This window comes from Terrimonas ginsenosidimutans (assembly GCF_022012415.1).
Taxonomy (GTDB): Bacteria; Bacteroidota; Bacteroidia; order Chitinophagales; family Chitinophagaceae; genus Terrimonas_A; species Terrimonas_A ginsenosidimutans.
In genome coordinates this window covers 136,097-150,027 of record NZ_JAKLTR010000013.1, presented here as the reverse complement: position 1 = coordinate 150,027, position 13,931 = coordinate 136,097, and the positions used below count along the sequence as shown (strand labels likewise).

The 13,931-nt window shown below is 46.1% G+C and carries 12 protein-coding genes; 7 read left to right on the top strand and 5 right to left on the bottom strand.

Annotation, left to right across the window (positions count from 1 at the left end; all coding sequences use genetic code 11):
• Positions 1 to 610: 610 nt before the first annotated feature.
• The 4 genes from LZZ85_RS19330 to LZZ85_RS19315 all read left to right on the top strand — a co-directional run bounded on the left by LZZ85_RS19330 (position 611) and on the right by LZZ85_RS19315 (position 3,987).
• Positions 611 to 979: a CoA-binding protein gene (locus LZZ85_RS19330; protein WP_237874997.1), complete on the top strand. Its 369-nt coding sequence runs from the start codon at positions 611 to 613 to the stop codon at positions 977 to 979.
• Between the two features lie 299 nt (positions 980 to 1,278).
• Positions 1,279 to 1,767 (top strand): hypothetical protein, encoded by a 489-nt coding sequence (locus tag LZZ85_RS19325; RefSeq protein ID WP_237874996.1) that lies wholly within the window; start codon positions 1,279 to 1,281, stop codon positions 1,765 to 1,767.
• 46 nt (positions 1,768 to 1,813) lie between these two features.
• Positions 1,814 to 3,424: a zinc-dependent metalloprotease gene (locus tag LZZ85_RS19320; RefSeq protein ID WP_237874995.1), complete on the top strand. Its 1,611-nt coding sequence runs from the start codon at positions 1,814 to 1,816 to the stop codon at positions 3,422 to 3,424.
• Positions 3,425 to 3,513: 89 nt separating this feature from the next.
• Entirely contained in the window at positions 3,514 to 3,987 is a 474-nt protein-coding gene (locus LZZ85_RS19315; protein WP_237874994.1) for a ribonuclease H-like YkuK family protein, read from the top strand.
• Positions 3,988 to 4,208: 221 nt separating this feature from the next.
• On the opposite strand, the gene LZZ85_RS19310 is transcribed toward LZZ85_RS19315, so the two are convergent.
• From LZZ85_RS19310 to LZZ85_RS19295, 4 genes are all read right to left on the bottom strand, one after another.
• The gene (locus tag LZZ85_RS19310) at positions 4,209 to 4,418 is read right to left on the bottom strand and encodes a hypothetical protein (protein ID WP_237874993.1); all 210 of its coding nucleotides are present in this window, start codon (positions 4,416 to 4,418) and stop codon (positions 4,209 to 4,211) included.
• Positions 4,419 to 4,464: 46 nt separating this feature from the next.
• Positions 4,465 to 5,094, bottom strand: a complete 630-nt coding sequence (gene yihA / locus LZZ85_RS19305; RefSeq protein WP_237874992.1) for a ribosome biogenesis GTP-binding protein YihA/YsxC — start codon at positions 5,092 to 5,094, stop codon at positions 4,465 to 4,467.
• A 959-nt stretch (positions 5,095 to 6,053) separates the two neighbouring features.
• Positions 6,054 to 7,481 carry a S41 family peptidase gene (locus tag LZZ85_RS19300; protein WP_237874991.1) on the bottom strand — a complete coding sequence of 476 codons (1,428 nt, stop codon included), beginning with the start codon at positions 7,479 to 7,481 and terminating at the stop codon, positions 6,054 to 6,056.
• Positions 7,482 to 7,785: 304 nt separating this feature from the next.
• Positions 7,786 to 8,973 carry a helix-turn-helix domain-containing protein gene (locus tag LZZ85_RS19295; RefSeq protein ID WP_237874990.1) on the bottom strand — a complete coding sequence of 396 codons (1,188 nt, stop codon included), beginning with the start codon at positions 8,971 to 8,973 and terminating at the stop codon, positions 7,786 to 7,788.
• A gap of 165 nt (positions 8,974 to 9,138) precedes the next feature.
• Here LZZ85_RS19295 and ubiE point away from each other — a divergent pair, with 165 nt between their 5' ends.
• Together ubiE and porT are read left to right on the top strand one after the other, a co-directional pair.
• A complete protein-coding gene (ubiE, locus tag LZZ85_RS19290; protein ID WP_237874989.1) occupies positions 9,139 to 9,891 on the top strand; it encodes a bifunctional demethylmenaquinone methyltransferase/2-methoxy-6-polyprenyl-1,4-benzoquinol methylase UbiE in 753 nt (250 codons plus the stop codon).
• Positions 9,855 to 10,583: a type IX secretion/gliding motility protein PorT/SprT gene (gene porT / locus LZZ85_RS19285; RefSeq protein WP_489884420.1), complete on the top strand. Its 729-nt coding sequence runs from the start codon at positions 9,855 to 9,857 to the stop codon at positions 10,581 to 10,583. The genes ubiE and porT overlap by 37 nt, the downstream gene beginning before the upstream one ends.
• Positions 10,584 to 10,765: 182 nt before the next feature.
• On the opposite strand, the gene LZZ85_RS19280 is transcribed toward porT, so the two are convergent.
• Entirely contained in the window at positions 10,766 to 12,454 is a 1,689-nt protein-coding gene (locus tag LZZ85_RS19280) for a capsule assembly Wzi family protein (RefSeq protein WP_237874987.1), read from the bottom strand.
• A gap of 32 nt (positions 12,455 to 12,486) precedes the next feature.
• On the opposite strand from LZZ85_RS19280, the gene LZZ85_RS19275 reads away from it, so the two are divergent.
• A complete protein-coding gene (locus LZZ85_RS19275) occupies positions 12,487 to 13,854 on the top strand; it encodes a dihydroorotase (protein ID WP_237874986.1) in 1,368 nt (455 codons plus the stop codon).
• Positions 13,855 to 13,931 lie beyond the last annotated feature (77 nt).

Sequence of the window (13,931 nt, the reverse complement as noted above, 5' to 3'; positions counted from 1 at the left end):
AAAAGAGCGAAGAAGGAACGCGGCGGACGATATGCGGCGGACGCGGCTAAAACAGCCATTAAAACATCTTGTATTGCGCCGCGCTCTCTGCGTATCGCCGCGTCCGCCGCGTCCCTTTACGCCGACCAAAACACTACATTCACCGCTATGGTGACACACCCGGGCGTTGCATGGCCAACCAAAACGTAATAAGTTACAATTGCATGATATTCACATGATTGGTAAAATATCTATATTTTGTATTTTCCCCTCTTCCCTTAAGGATCCAGGTAATATGGACTTGCCTGAGTAACGATTATGTTCCTCCGGGGTATCAAACAGCAGGACGCAACATGCAATATGTCAGCATGCCTGACACCGCAATAAAAGCCCATCAGGAAAGATATTTCGGCTTATAATGATTGCTGAATACAAAACCTGCTGATTTGTCAACATTATGTATTGGCATAAAAATGGGCATACAACCCATAGAAGAATCGTGGACCTCTTGAGATAAGGAAAAATGACGCAGTTTCAGAAGTGTATTAAACGGACTCAACACCCCGGCTGCCTGGGTTCCTTACAAAGAAAACCGATGGCTTCAATATTTACAGATATAAATCATTCAATAATGAGCAACAAAAAGAAAACACTGGTATTAGGCGCTTCAGACAATCCTTCGCGTTACAGCTATCTTGCTATTAAAAAGCTGCGGAACAATCAGCATCCCGTTGAAGCGATCGGTAAGTTTGAAACAAAAGTGGATGACGTAAATATCATCAAAGAAAAAACACCTTTCAATGATATAGATACTGTAACACTCTATCTCAATCCGGCGCATCAGCGTGACTACTATGATTACATTGTATCATTACACCCGAAAAGGATCATTTTTAATCCGGGTGCGGAAAATGATGAGCTGGCTGAGCTGGCAAAACGCAATAATATCCAACCAGTGGAAGCATGTACACTAGTGATGCTCTCAACAGGTCAATATTAGTTGCTGCGTTAATTTATATAAAACAAATACTCAGTGATACATAACAATATCTCACTTTATAGTGATGATCGTTAACGGGCATATGTATTTTGCACGATGATCAATGCAATAGTTTTATCCCTATGACCATCGTAGAACAACTACTACACCATGATCGTAGTATTGCTTTAAATAGAAATTTAGTGGTGTATTTTGCTTGGAACTTTTAAAAAGTTTATACAATCTTGCAATACCGTCCCTTTTGAAAGCAACGCAGCATTCCTGCGGGTGTAATATCCTGTCATAAACTTGAGTATCCAATGAACTACCACAAACCTACGGGCATACGCCTTATTTATGCCATTTGCTTATTCGCCAGTCTTTCCCTGAAGGCGCAGGATAGCAAAACGAAAGCTCCGCTTCGTGAGCCCGATTACAATAAATCTAAAATATTCAACAGTCTGCCTGCTTCTATCGAGGTATCTGACCTGGATCTGCAAACACTTGTTGCGCCAGGCACCCGGAAAAGCCAGGAAATATCATTACCGCTTGCAAGCGGTAAGCTCAGCCCTTTTACCGGCAAAGTCGCGTACGCATTCTCTAACGAAAGAATGCGCACGGTAACCGTCCAATCCACCAGTTTCAATGGCGCCGTACTCACCCTTTCATCTGTTCCCAAATCTGATGGTACGGTCAGGTACACTGGCCGTATCTTCAGTTATCAGCATGGAGATGCATTCGAACTGCAGCAAAAAGGCGATCATTATTACTGGATCAAAAAAAATCTGTATGAAATGATGGCTGAGTAATACGTCCGGTCTCTTTATCCAATCCGAAATATCCAATCCTCCTTGTATGAAAAACATTTTACCTCACCTGCTGGCACTCCTGCTTTGCGTACAGCTAAGCACATGGGCTCAGGCTGTTCCGGTCCTGAACAGTTATCCTGCCGCCAATTCCGTCATCTTTCTTGACTTTGATGGTCATACGGATGAAACCGGAAGCTGGTCTCCTTTTGGTCCTGTAGTATTAGGTCCTTCAGGAATGAGCGATCCTCAGATCATCGAAGCATTCAACCGTATCGCAGAAGATTTCCGTCCTTTTAACATTAACATCACCACAGACTCAACAAAATACTGGGCAGCACCCCTGTTCCAGCGCACACGTGTAGTACTCACTGTTTCATCAAGCTGGTATAGCAATAGTGCCGGCGGCGTATCATGGGTGGGCTCATTCACATGGGGAACTGATGCGCCTTGTTTTGTATTTACAGCACTGCTTGGTTACAACACCAAAAACATCGCAGAAGCCGCTTCACATGAAGCGGGTCATACACTCGGTCTTCAACATCAGACAAAGTATGATGGTTCCTGTAATAAAGTGACAGATTATGATCCGGGTGTTGGTACTGGAGAGATCGGCTGGGCGCCTATCATGGGCGTTGGTTACTACCAGAACTTTACACTCTGGCACAACGGCACCACGATCTATGGTTGCGCTTCACGTCAAAATGATCTTGATGTCATCACTTCTGCTGATAACGGATTTGGCTATCGCCCCGATGATCACGGCAAAACATTTGCAACGGCAACAATACCGGCATTCTCAGCAAACCAGTTCGATGTGACCGGTGTGATCGATCGGAACACCGACCAGGATATTTTCAAGTTCATTATGCCCACCAACGGACGTCTGCAGATAGATGCTGTTCCTTACAATGTTGGAACAGGCAATGCTGGCTCTGATCTCGATATGCAGGTCAGTCTTTATAACGAACAGGAAAACCTCCTCAGTGTATATAATCCCGGCAACCTCTTGAACTCTGTAACCGATACGCAGCTGAATGCCGGAACTTATTTTATCAAGGTAGAAGGCAAAGGAAATCTCTATGCACCCGCCTATGCAAGCCTTGGCTCTTATTCGATGCATGCAACTATACAACCAAACGGCGTAGGTGTGCTTCCATTAAGGAAACTTGATCTGAAAGGTATTATTGCAAACAGCAAACACCTGCTCAACTGGCAGATCGATATTGATGAAAAGATCATCCAGCAGGTGTTGGAGATCTCCACAGATGGAAGAACGTTTCAATCACTGGTTGAATTGACTGCCGATGCACGCAACTACATTTATCAACCTGCATCATCTTCCGCTGTCAGGTATCGCGTTAACGTTATCCTGGAGAATGGCCACCGTTATTACTCAAACAATGTATCCCTGCAGCAGGAAAACAACCGTAGCTGGCCGCGGGTGGCAGGAAACCCGATCCAAAGCAACGCTGTCGTGATCAGCAGCCCCGGGCAGTTTGATTATACCCTGGTTGATGCAAATGGCCGTACTATAATGACCGGCAAACTGGTGAATGGGTTGAATACGATCCAGGCGCCTGCTCTTCTGCCAGGTATCTACCTTGTACGTTACAGCACAGAAAATGCTCATCAAACAGAAAAAATAGTTCGTCAGTAATAATATTGTTGTTCCCGTTAACAGAACAATAATCCGTACCCCCTTGATTATCGGAGGTTTTTCTATAACTTAGGAAAACCTCTTTTTATATGCGTTGGAGAAAATTTAATGGCGAAATGATTGATCTGCCGATTATCAGTGCTGTTGAACATGCTATCAAACGCGAGACTGCTGCCGGATTCCGGCTGAAGGTCTGCATTGGTACTGACTCACAGGTAAAAGGGAAAGAAACAGAATTCGCGACTGTAATTGTATTTCTTCGTGAAGGTCATGGTGGATTTATGTTCATCCACAATTACAAGACCCTGCAGCAATTTACCATCAAAGAACGGATGCTCACAGAAGTGGCCAAAAGCATCGAAATCGCTTATGATCTTTGTAACCTGTTCACTGTTTACAATGTGGACATGGAAGTGCATGCGGACATCAACACAAATCCGCATTTCAAGAGTAATGATGCACTCAAAGAAGCGATGGGCTACATTCTGGGAATGGGCTTTGCGTTCAAGGCAAAACCAGAAGCATTTGCAAGCAGTAGTTGTGCGAACAAAGTGGTGAACTGATCATCACAACAGCCTATTAATCCGTTAATACAGGGGAGATCCTCTGTAGAGGGGCTTGCCTCCCATTTTTTTGATCATTTCCGATCATCTTCCTCCGGAAATACCCAGGTTTCCTTCATGTTGCAACAGCCTGATCACTTACACCCCAAGCATTACAGTATATCGGCCACAAAAAAAGCCATAAGAAATCTTACGGCTCTATCATGAATTCAGTGTTGTTACTATTGAACGGTGATTACGGCTGGTTCAGGGGATACTTTATCAGCCATGAAAGGGTTAACGGAATCTTTTGGAAACATCCTCTGCACCGTATTCCGGCCTTCTCCTCCGCGTGAATTTTTCCTCGTATAACGCTGCGCCAGAACAAATACAAAGAATGTGGCGATAAAAAGAAAAGAGGCAACGCTTCGGTAGGATAAAATTTTGTGCATACTAAACATCAGATTACCTGCAAAGTAAAGAATTAATGTTGAATAATCAGATGCGTACCTGCTTGTTTATAAATGCCTTATTCAGGTCATCGATATAATCCAGTACAAGGTCGCGGCCCTCGCCGGTTTCTGCGGAAGTAACAAAGAATGGGGGGATTTCTTCCCATGTTTCTTTCAGCTGGCTGATGAATTCTGTCACATGCCGGCGGGTGGCTCCGGGCTTATTTTTGTCGGCTTTGGTGAAGATCACAGCGAAGGGCACTTCCCATTTCCCGAGCTGTTCAATAAAGGAAAGGTCGATCTTCTGTGGCTCATGCCGGCTGTCCACCAATACGAACAGGCAGGTCAGATTTTCACGTTTGCGGATATAATTTTCGATCATCTGCTCCCATCTGCGCCGGCTGCTTTGCGACACTTTTGCATACCCGTATCCGGGTAGATCCACCAGATACCACTTACGTTTTGCATTTGAAAGCACTTCAAAATGGTTGATCAGCTGTGTTTTCCCCGGAGCGGATGATGTTTTCGCCAGTGCCCGCTTGTTGCAAAGCATATTGATCAGGGATGATTTTCCCACGTTACTGCGACCAATAAACGCGTATTCGGCCCTGTCCGGTGCTGGACACTGGGCATAATCTGCATTACTGATGAGGTATTTTGCGTCTTGTATTTCCATGCTGAAGGAGCAAAATTAAGGGATGTGGACAAGACTGACGAGATACATGTTGTTGCCGGGGCGGGCAAGGCGCCTTTTTGGGGAATGGTTGGAAGAGTCTTTTGTTGGGTTTGCCGGGCGGGCAAGGGCGCTTTTTTTCGACGGGAGCGTCGAAGACTCTGTTTGCGTTTTTGCCGGACGGGCAAGGCGTTTTTTTTCGAGGGGTTGCCTCGAAGACTCTGTTTACTTTTTTTGCCTTGATGCAAAAAAAGTAACAAAAAAAGATCAAGGCTGGGAAAAAATGGCTAAAAATGGGAGGATGTCACCTGCACCAAAAAAACTCGCCCGTCCAGGTTTAGGATTGATTGGCGTGTTGGGCTCAAACAGTTTTTGGCGCCTTCGCACACCTGCGGTGTGGCTCAGGCGGTGCCAGCCTCCCATTTTCTTAACGCCATTTTTTCCAAGGCCGGGGGCGTTGAGAGAGGAGGAGTCGGTTGCGAAGAAGATTCGTTGTATATCAGTTGCGGTATCATAGTTTGAAAAGGGTACTCTTCTATTGATACGTTTTATAATAAGAGAACAGAAAATCTGCAAGAACCGTAAGGCTACATTTATGTCAAGGCCTTCTGCCCGCTTTAAGAGCGGCGGCCTAGCGCAAATGGCGTTAAGAAAATTATGGGCGTAACCGACGAGCCGAAGGCGAGGGCGCTAAAATATTGTCTGAGCCAACACCCCAATCCATCCCAAACCCTCCTCCGGCGAGTTTATTTTAGTGCCAGGTGAAGCCCATAATTTTTAGCCATTTGCGCGTAGCCTTGATCTTTTTTTGTTACTTTTTTTGCATCAAGGCAAAAAAAGTAAACAGAGTCTTTCGACCTCCCGTCGAAAAAAAACGCCTTGCCCGCCGGCAAATGCAAACAGCGCCCTCGACCGCCGTCGAAAACGGAAAAGCCCCGCCGGGCTCCCGGCACGAAAACTCCTTACTTCAAACTCTTCCCCGCAAGTTCAAGCGCCCTCTCCATCACTACATCCCTTTTCTGTAAAACATCGCTGATAGCAGGCGAAACAACTTTATCCGCTAAGATCCCCCGGTCGGCCGGGTTCGGTCCTTGCGGGTTCATGTAAAACGCCATAAGCGGGATCCCCGTGGTCAGCTTTGTGTTCGGCAACGTAATGCTCGCAAATACACCACTATTATCTCCTCCATACGCGCCACCTGTTTCTTCTCCTATAAAGACTGCACGGCCTGCCGTTTTTACCGCCGAAGCAAATTCAGACGTTACGGAAAAGCTGAAGCCATCTGTCAGGATAAAGACCTTACCAGCGAACGCATTTGCTTTCGGGTCTTTTTGGGCAAGGTATTCCTGCATCGGCCAGTAATACTCTCCGTTCTTCTCTTTGATGAGGCCATAAGCCTGATCCATGCCAGGCGGAAACCATCCATATTTCTTTACCGAGCTTTCTTTGTTCGAAGCAACGAGGATCCTGTTGTAATAAGTAAAAGGCTTTGCTGCTAACCAGGAGAACAGGTATCCTCCATATTCTTCCACGCCGCCCTCATTACCCCGCAGATCGATCACGAGGTTTCCTGCACCGGCGGCATTTATCTGCTGAAATGCACTATCAATGAACCGGTAGTAATCCGTTTCCCCGGGGTTGGTATAGAACCTGCCGATCCGCAGCACCGCGACGGATGCCTTCGGCATGGAAAGCTCAAATGCCGGGCGAACAGGATTTTGGCCGGCAACGTCCTTTTGCTTTATAATATCCAAAGAGACTGCGGGCAGGGTCGATCGTTTCTCCTGTTTTCCGGCTTTGTAATGGAATGTATAGGCCGGCGTCGTTCCTATGAACGAAGCATAATAACCGTTGAAGGACTGATTCAACTCCTGGTATAATGCTGACTGAACATTTCCATCCATCGTAATAAAGCCCCGGAGCTGAGCAATGATCCCATCGATCTTTTGGCCGTTAATATGGGTTATCTCCAAGCCTGCGGCAAGTGTGTCCGCTACCGCGTAATTGCGGAGGACCCAGGCCCTGTTGTCTTTGAAGAACAGTTTCAGCGGCACGAGTTCATCCTGACGGAAGGGGAAACGATCATCCGGCCGGTCTTTCCGGTGCCATTTTGTATGACCACATTTCAATTGGGCGATAAAGGGCATCACAAGTTTGTAATATTGTTCCTCTGTCATCGGCGTGTTGATCGCCATTCGCAATTGTTGTTCCTGCCTGTCAAATTCGCTTTTTGACTGATACCTGTAGATGCCCGGGTGTAATTCTCGTAATGCTGTAACAAGGATCTTATGATCTTCCAACAACTGCTCAACCGAAAAAACCGGGGCCTGTTGAGAAATTCCCCGGCTCGCAATGAGGATCAGCACGAAACCCAAAAAAGTCTTTTTCATTATTAATTGTTTTTTGCGATGCCTGCGATGAGGAGAACATCATTTTTTTCTGTTGTTTTTCGTGCGCTGCCTGTACTTCAGCATCACGATCACCGCATTCACCACAGTCGCTATTATAGCAACGAGGGCAATTATTTCATTTACTCCCATCAGCTGATTTGTTTACTGTAATGAACCTGTGCAAAAGAACAGATTCATACATCCTTTACCGCCCCGCCTTATAAGGTCGGACACCTTCGCTTTAATTACTGATATAAAAAGATGAGAAACAACTGCTTAAAAGGGTGTATCATGTTAGCCAGACTTATATCCCTTCGGTCTTCACCCCCCGGGCTTGCTTCAAAAAAGCGGATGGGGTAATCCCTTCCTGCTTTTTGAACACCTGGTTGAATGTCGCTTTCGAATTAAAGCCGCAGTCGAATGCCAATCCCATGATGGACAGATGACTGTTTTCCGGCTTAAGGGCCATTTGCTTAAAGGCATCGATGCGATAGCCATTCACAAACTCGAAGAAATTGCGCGAGAACTCCTGGTTGATCACCTGAGAAAGATGATGCCGCCTGACATTCAACTGCGCCGACAGATCATCAATCGTAAGTGCCGGATTGAGATAAGGCTTTGCCTCCACCATCCATTGCAGCAAACGGACTTTGATCGCTGCGATCTCGCTTACAGGGATCGCGGTCTTCTGGTATTTAACAGGTGCACTCTCCTCCTGAACCATAAGGGTTGGGGGCGCTGGTACCGGTTCATCTTTCGGAGGCACCACGGTCTGATCCCAGCGATAAGGATTCAGCAGGAGCTTGTAAGAAAGCCAGTACACTACAAAAACAGCGAGCAGAAAGTTATTGGGATAAAGAGACGAGAGCCAGGGCCAGTTGTACCGCCTGGAAATAAAGCAGATCCAGGAAAAGACCATGATCGACCATATCACCCAGAGAAATGTTTTAAGCCAGGCCAGCCGTGCAGGGCCGGGATCCGAAAAGAAATCCGGCAGTGCTTTACGGTTGCGATAGAATATGATCAGGGCCGCGGAAGTGAACCCGATATGAAAATAATTCGTGAGATGATTATAGATGCCGAAATCAGCCCTGTTGACACCCACGGGATCTGACAGATAAGCGAGCTTCTCTTCTGTGCCCGACAGGTAATAGGGCGAAAGCAGGGTCAGGTAAACCAGCATCGGCAGGAAATAAGTCAGATGCACCCATTGAAGTCGAAATCCCCTGATCACAATGCTCTGCGTCAGCAGCAACAGCAATGGCCCATAGCAATGCGGGATCAGCCAGGAAAGCCTGCTCAGGTGAGGAAAAACGAGGAACAGGTCACGCACATCAATTGCCACGAGAGATAGATGCACCACCAGGACAGAGACCAGCCAGCCCAGGATCCGGTTGGACAGGCGGTTATCCGTTTTCCGGAAAAGCAGTACCACAAGAATAATTCCCTGCAATACTCCCGCAAAAAGAATGGCAAATAAGATAAGGCTCATGAAAAGGGATTTGTTGGCTTTGGGGATCAGTGGATTTATCCCGAAATAATGATAAAATCTTATATCCTCTATAACCTTTTATATAATAACCTTACTGTCTCCTATCTCTTGTTAAAATCCCATTATCCCGAAAAATCCAACAAATCCCCGTTACCTTTGCCCCCCATGACAAACCCCTTACCCCACGATCATGTTACCCCCTTCAAGGGTTCAGAGAAAGGAAAGAAAGAGCAGGTAGCCGAGATGTTCGACCACATTGCCGGCCGTTACGATTTTATGAACAGGTTTCTTTCTGCGCGGATCGATGTCACCTGGCGGAGAAAAGCGATCTCCCTGTTCAAAAAAGATCAACCCAGGACCATTCTTGATATTGCCACCGGAACCGGAGATATGGCAATTATGGCATGTAAAATGCTTAATCCAGATAAGGTGACAGGGATAGATATCTCAAGGCAGATGCTGGAGGTGGGAAAAAAGAAAGTTGAGAAAGAGGGACTTGTGGAAAAAATCCAGTTACAGCACGGGGATTCCGAAACAATAAACTTTGCGGAAAATACGTTTGATGCCGGGATGGTGGCATTTGGCGTGAGGAACTTTGAAAACCTCGAAAAAGGGCTCTCCGAAATTTTACGGGTCTTAAAGCCCGGCGGACAGCTTGTTATCGTGGAATTTACAAAGCCGCGTCAGCCTGTTCGCAGTTTATACAATTGGTATATGGGTTTCGTGGCTCCACAGCTGGCCCGGTGGTTCAAACAGAATAAAGACGCTTATAAATATCTGAATGAATCTTCCAATGCATTTCCTGCGCGCGAACATCTCAGGGATATCCTAACCAAAGTTGGTTTTGCCGATGCCCGTTATAAATCGCTAAGCTTAGGAATATGTTGTATTTACACCGGCAGAAAGCCCGTACGCTAAAGATTGGATTGTGTTTGCTGATTTTTGTGGTTAGCATGACGCAACATTTATCCGCCCAGGAACGCGAGATCAATCTCTATGATCACGATTCAAAACCTTATTATTTTGGCCTCACACTCGGTGTGAACTCGACACGGTTCCACCCCCAGATGCATTCGCGGTTCATGCAGGACGACAGTGTGCTTACCGCAGAACCATTGAATTCTGTTGGCCTTAATCTGGGCCTGCTGGCTACAGCCAGGATCTCTGACCGGTTTCAGCTTCGCTTCAACCCACAGCTGATCTTCACAGAAAAAAAGATCCGCTATAACCTGAAAAATCCTGAAGACGGAAAAACAGAAATCCTGCAAAGCTTCAACCCGATCATTGTTTCTTTCCCGATACAGATAAAACTGCAGTCTGACCGCATAGACAACTTCAGGGTGTACATGTTCGCCGGGATGAAGGCAGACATTGCCCTGTCTGGAAACAAAAAATCAGATGGTTCGATCCAGATCAAAAGCTCTGATTTCGGACCCGAACTCGGCCTTGGATTCAATTTCTTCCTGAAAAGTTTCATCTTCTCTCCCGAGATCAAGATCAGCAACGGCATACCTAATATTCATAACAGGGATGCCAGCGTGAAATACTCCAGCGTGTTTGACAAGATACAGTCGAGGATGATCATGCTTTCGTTTCATTTCGAAGGCTAACGCGAATGAAACGCTAATGAGCGCTAATAAACACGAATAGTGTACTGCAGAATAGAAGAAGCATTTAAATAGAAACAGCAGAAGCCCGGATGCTATATCCGGGCTTCTGCTGTTTGAACCAATTTGATCTATAATGAGCTTTTCGCGAATATCCGCGGCCATTCGCGCTTCATTCGTGTCTGTTAAAAGTCATATTCCCGGCGATGCATATTCCACCTCACCCCGAAGGAAATCACTTTTGATGTAGTGGAGCTGATGGGTGCTGTTTTTGCATCCTGCTTTCTTAGCGTTCCAAACAGTTCGAGTGAGAGATTTTCTTTCAGCTCATAGGATACCAGTAAGGAAGAATAGAAAACATTCGTCTTCCATCCGGAGCCTATGTTGAATCCGTAGTCTGCCGGTCTTGATTGATTGGGAAGGAAGATATTGCTTCCGTAGTTCGCACTGCTGGAATCCCGACCCTGTGTGTAATAGATCGCCTTCGCTTGGATCATCCATTTTGGTGCGGGCTGAAAACGCGCTATCCCGATGTACTCCTGGAAATTCGCCATCAGCGGATGCGCCATTGGCTGATTGTAATGCGTATAATTTGCTACAGAATCATTGTGTGAATAAGTGAACGGACGGACGCGGTTCGTTTCTACCTGGAGATCGAGGTTCTTTACACCAAATGCATCGATATATTTTGCACCAAGCTGATACCCCCATTTATTCCCCCACCAGCCATCCCCGGCGCGGATCTCGGAGAGCTTGAATTCATCCAGCAATAACTGTCCGTATACCTGGAAACGCTTCGCAATGTTCGCCTTGAAATCAAGACCGGCGACGGAGTTATCATAACTTCCATTCTGCAACTCAATCGAGCGATAAAAGATCACTGGGTTCAGATAGCTGAACTCAAACCGGTTGGGTCTGCCAAATACAACACCTTCAAACAAGCCAACATTCAACCAGCGCGTGAGATTTATATCGAGATGGTGCATCGCCGCATATTTCTTTCCGATCAGCTTGTCGGTGATACCTCTATTATCGGCATTGGCCAGCTCCATAAAAAGGTTCTGATAATTGAACTTCCAGATCCTTGTATTCAGGCGAAGAAACAGCGAAGAGTTACCAAAATCACTGAGATATAAACTGCGATAGCCGTTACCTATGAAATTCTTATCATAGCCGAATGACACATCGATATACTTTGTTACGTTGAACGTGATCGTACCTCGGGCATCAAAATAATCTACCCCACCCGGCGCCTTAAAGTCCTTATAAAACCCCTGCCCGGGTACTGCCAGCCGGTCACTGATATACTGTTGCACATATAAAGGGTCACGTTCCTGGTTGTCTGTCAGGTAAGCGGAAAAACCGATCTTGTTTGCAATACGTCCGCGCAGGCTCAAGCCACGGGTATTCAGAAATAAGGTCTGGTCATTATCAATTTCCTTTGACACCACGTACTGCACGACAGGATTGATCACGAGATCAAAGTCTTTCACATGCGTCTCAAAGAAATTAGCTGGAGATGCATACAGCTTTTTCCAGATCGGCTTTTTACTGGCATAAAGCGCCCGCTCTTCGTCCGTCAGCCATTCCGTATTGTTCATGTAAATGCTGCGGAGATTATGCAGATCAATGTTGGACAACTGCTCCTCCCCGTTTTTCTCCAGGTAGCTCTTTACACCATTCATTACATACTTTCCCCGGTTAAACGGCTTGATCTTCGAGAAATTGAGAACAGAATCTGATTGAGCCTTTATCTCCAGCCTTTCCAGCAGTACTGTTTGCTTATCTCCCTGTGGAAGATAGGTTGACTGGGCAGCAGCAACAAAGGGACAAAGAAAAACAAGCAGTCTTACAAGGGTTTTTATAAATTGCATTGCAAGTCATTTTGGATTATATACAACAAAGTATGCAAATATATCTGATTAAAAATATCCGCGTCGTCAACGAAGGAGTTATTAAGACGGCCGATGTACTGCTCAAAAACGGACGCATTGAGAAAATTGCGTCAACCATTTCCCCGGAAGGCCTGTCGGTTACAGAAATAAACGGCGAAGGCAAGTTTTTATTACCCGGCGCCATAGACGACCAGGTGCACTTCCGTGAACCGGGCCTCACGCATAAAGCGAATATCTACACAGAAGCAAAAGCGGCGGTCGCCGGTGGCGTGACCAGCTTTATGGAAATGCCCAATACCGTTCCTCCGGCCTTCACCGAAGAATTGCTGGAGCAAAAATATACCATTGCCTCACAAACAGCTCTTGCCAACTATTCATTCTATATCGGCACATCAAACGAGAACGCAGCAGAAGCACTGAAGATAAATTCCCGTAAAAACGATATCTGCGGCATCAAGATCTTTATGGGCTCATCAACGGGCAACCTTCTTGTTGACAACCCGCTCACGCTTGAAAAAGTGTTCGCGGATAGCGAACTGCTTATCGCAACGCATTGTGAAGATGAAAAGATCATCAAGGCAAACCTTGCGGCAGCAAAAGCCAGCGGCCGCGAACTCACCGCGGCAGATCATCCGATCATCCGGAGTGAGGAAGCCTGCTTCGAATCTTCTTTTTATGCCATTCAGCTTGCCAAGAAGTATGGCACACGCCTTCATATCCTTCATATCAGTACAGAGAAAGAACTGCAGCTTTTCGGGAATATGCTCCCACTGAAAGATAAGCGCATCACCGCTGAAGTATGTGTGCATCATCTGCATTTTACGAGCGACGATTATCCGCGTCTGGGAAATAATATCAAATGCAATCCCGCCATCAAAGCGCCTTCCAATAAAGCGGCTTTATGGGAAGCTTTGCTGGATGACCGACTGGATGTAATTGCGACAGACCATGCCCCGCATACAATGGAAGAGAAAAATGAACCCTATGAAAAAGCACATGCCGGCCTTCCGCTGGTTCAGCACTCATTGCTGATGATGCTGAACTATTATCAGCAGGGAAAAATATCACTGGAGAAAATAGTGCAGAAAATGAGCCATGCTGTGGCGGATTGTTTCCAGATCAAAGAAAGGGGATATATCCGGGAAGGATATCATGCTGATCTTGTAATTGTAGACCTGGACAAACCATTCACCGTCGCAAAAGAAAATATCCTGTATAAATGCGGATGGAGCCCGCTGGAAGGGACCACGTTCCCGGCATCTGTTACGCACACATTTGTGAATGGCCATCTCGTTTTCAAAGCCGGAGAAGGAAATTTATGGAATCCTGTATGGGATGAATCTAAACAGGGCGAACGCCTGAAATTTGAAAGATCTTAGTCCCTTATGAGTTTCAAACCTTAAACTTTTAAACCATTCAAATTTCTGAACTTATTCCACAACGCAGGTTTAGCTTA

What these genes read in the sequence shown, in the direction of transcription:
- LZZ85_RS19310 (WP_237874993.1), bottom strand. Translation starts at nt 4,418, where the DNA reads ATGCACAAAATTTTATCCTACCGAAGCGTTGCCTCTTTTCTTTTTATC.
- LZZ85_RS19295 (WP_237874990.1), bottom strand. Translation starts at nt 8,973, where the DNA reads ATGAGCCTTATCTTATTTGCCATTCTTTTTGCGGGAGTATTGCAGGGA.
- ubiE (WP_237874989.1), top strand. Translation starts at nt 9,139, where the DNA reads ATGACAAACCCCTTACCCCACGATCATGTTACCCCCTTCAAGGGTTCA.
- yihA (WP_237874992.1), bottom strand. Translation starts at nt 5,094, where the DNA reads ATGGAAATACAAGACGCAAAATACCTCATCAGTAATGCAGATTATGCC.
- LZZ85_RS19315 (WP_237874994.1), top strand. Translation starts at nt 3,514, where the DNA reads ATGCGTTGGAGAAAATTTAATGGCGAAATGATTGATCTGCCGATTATC.
- LZZ85_RS19275 (WP_237874986.1), top strand. Translation starts at nt 12,487, where the DNA reads ATGCAAATATATCTGATTAAAAATATCCGCGTCGTCAACGAAGGAGTT.
- LZZ85_RS19320 (WP_237874995.1), top strand. Translation starts at nt 1,814, where the DNA reads ATGAAAAACATTTTACCTCACCTGCTGGCACTCCTGCTTTGCGTACAG.
- LZZ85_RS19325 (WP_237874996.1), top strand. Translation starts at nt 1,279, where the DNA reads ATGAACTACCACAAACCTACGGGCATACGCCTTATTTATGCCATTTGC.
- LZZ85_RS19300 (WP_237874991.1), bottom strand. Translation starts at nt 7,481, where the DNA reads ATGAAAAAGACTTTTTTGGGTTTCGTGCTGATCCTCATTGCGAGCCGG.
- porT (WP_489884420.1), top strand. Translation starts at nt 9,855, where the DNA reads ATGTTGTATTTACACCGGCAGAAAGCCCGTACGCTAAAGATTGGATTG.
- LZZ85_RS19330 (WP_237874997.1), top strand. Translation starts at nt 611, where the DNA reads ATGAGCAACAAAAAGAAAACACTGGTATTAGGCGCTTCAGACAATCCT.
- LZZ85_RS19280 (WP_237874987.1), bottom strand. Translation starts at nt 12,454, where the DNA reads ATGCAATTTATAAAAACCCTTGTAAGACTGCTTGTTTTTCTTTGTCCC.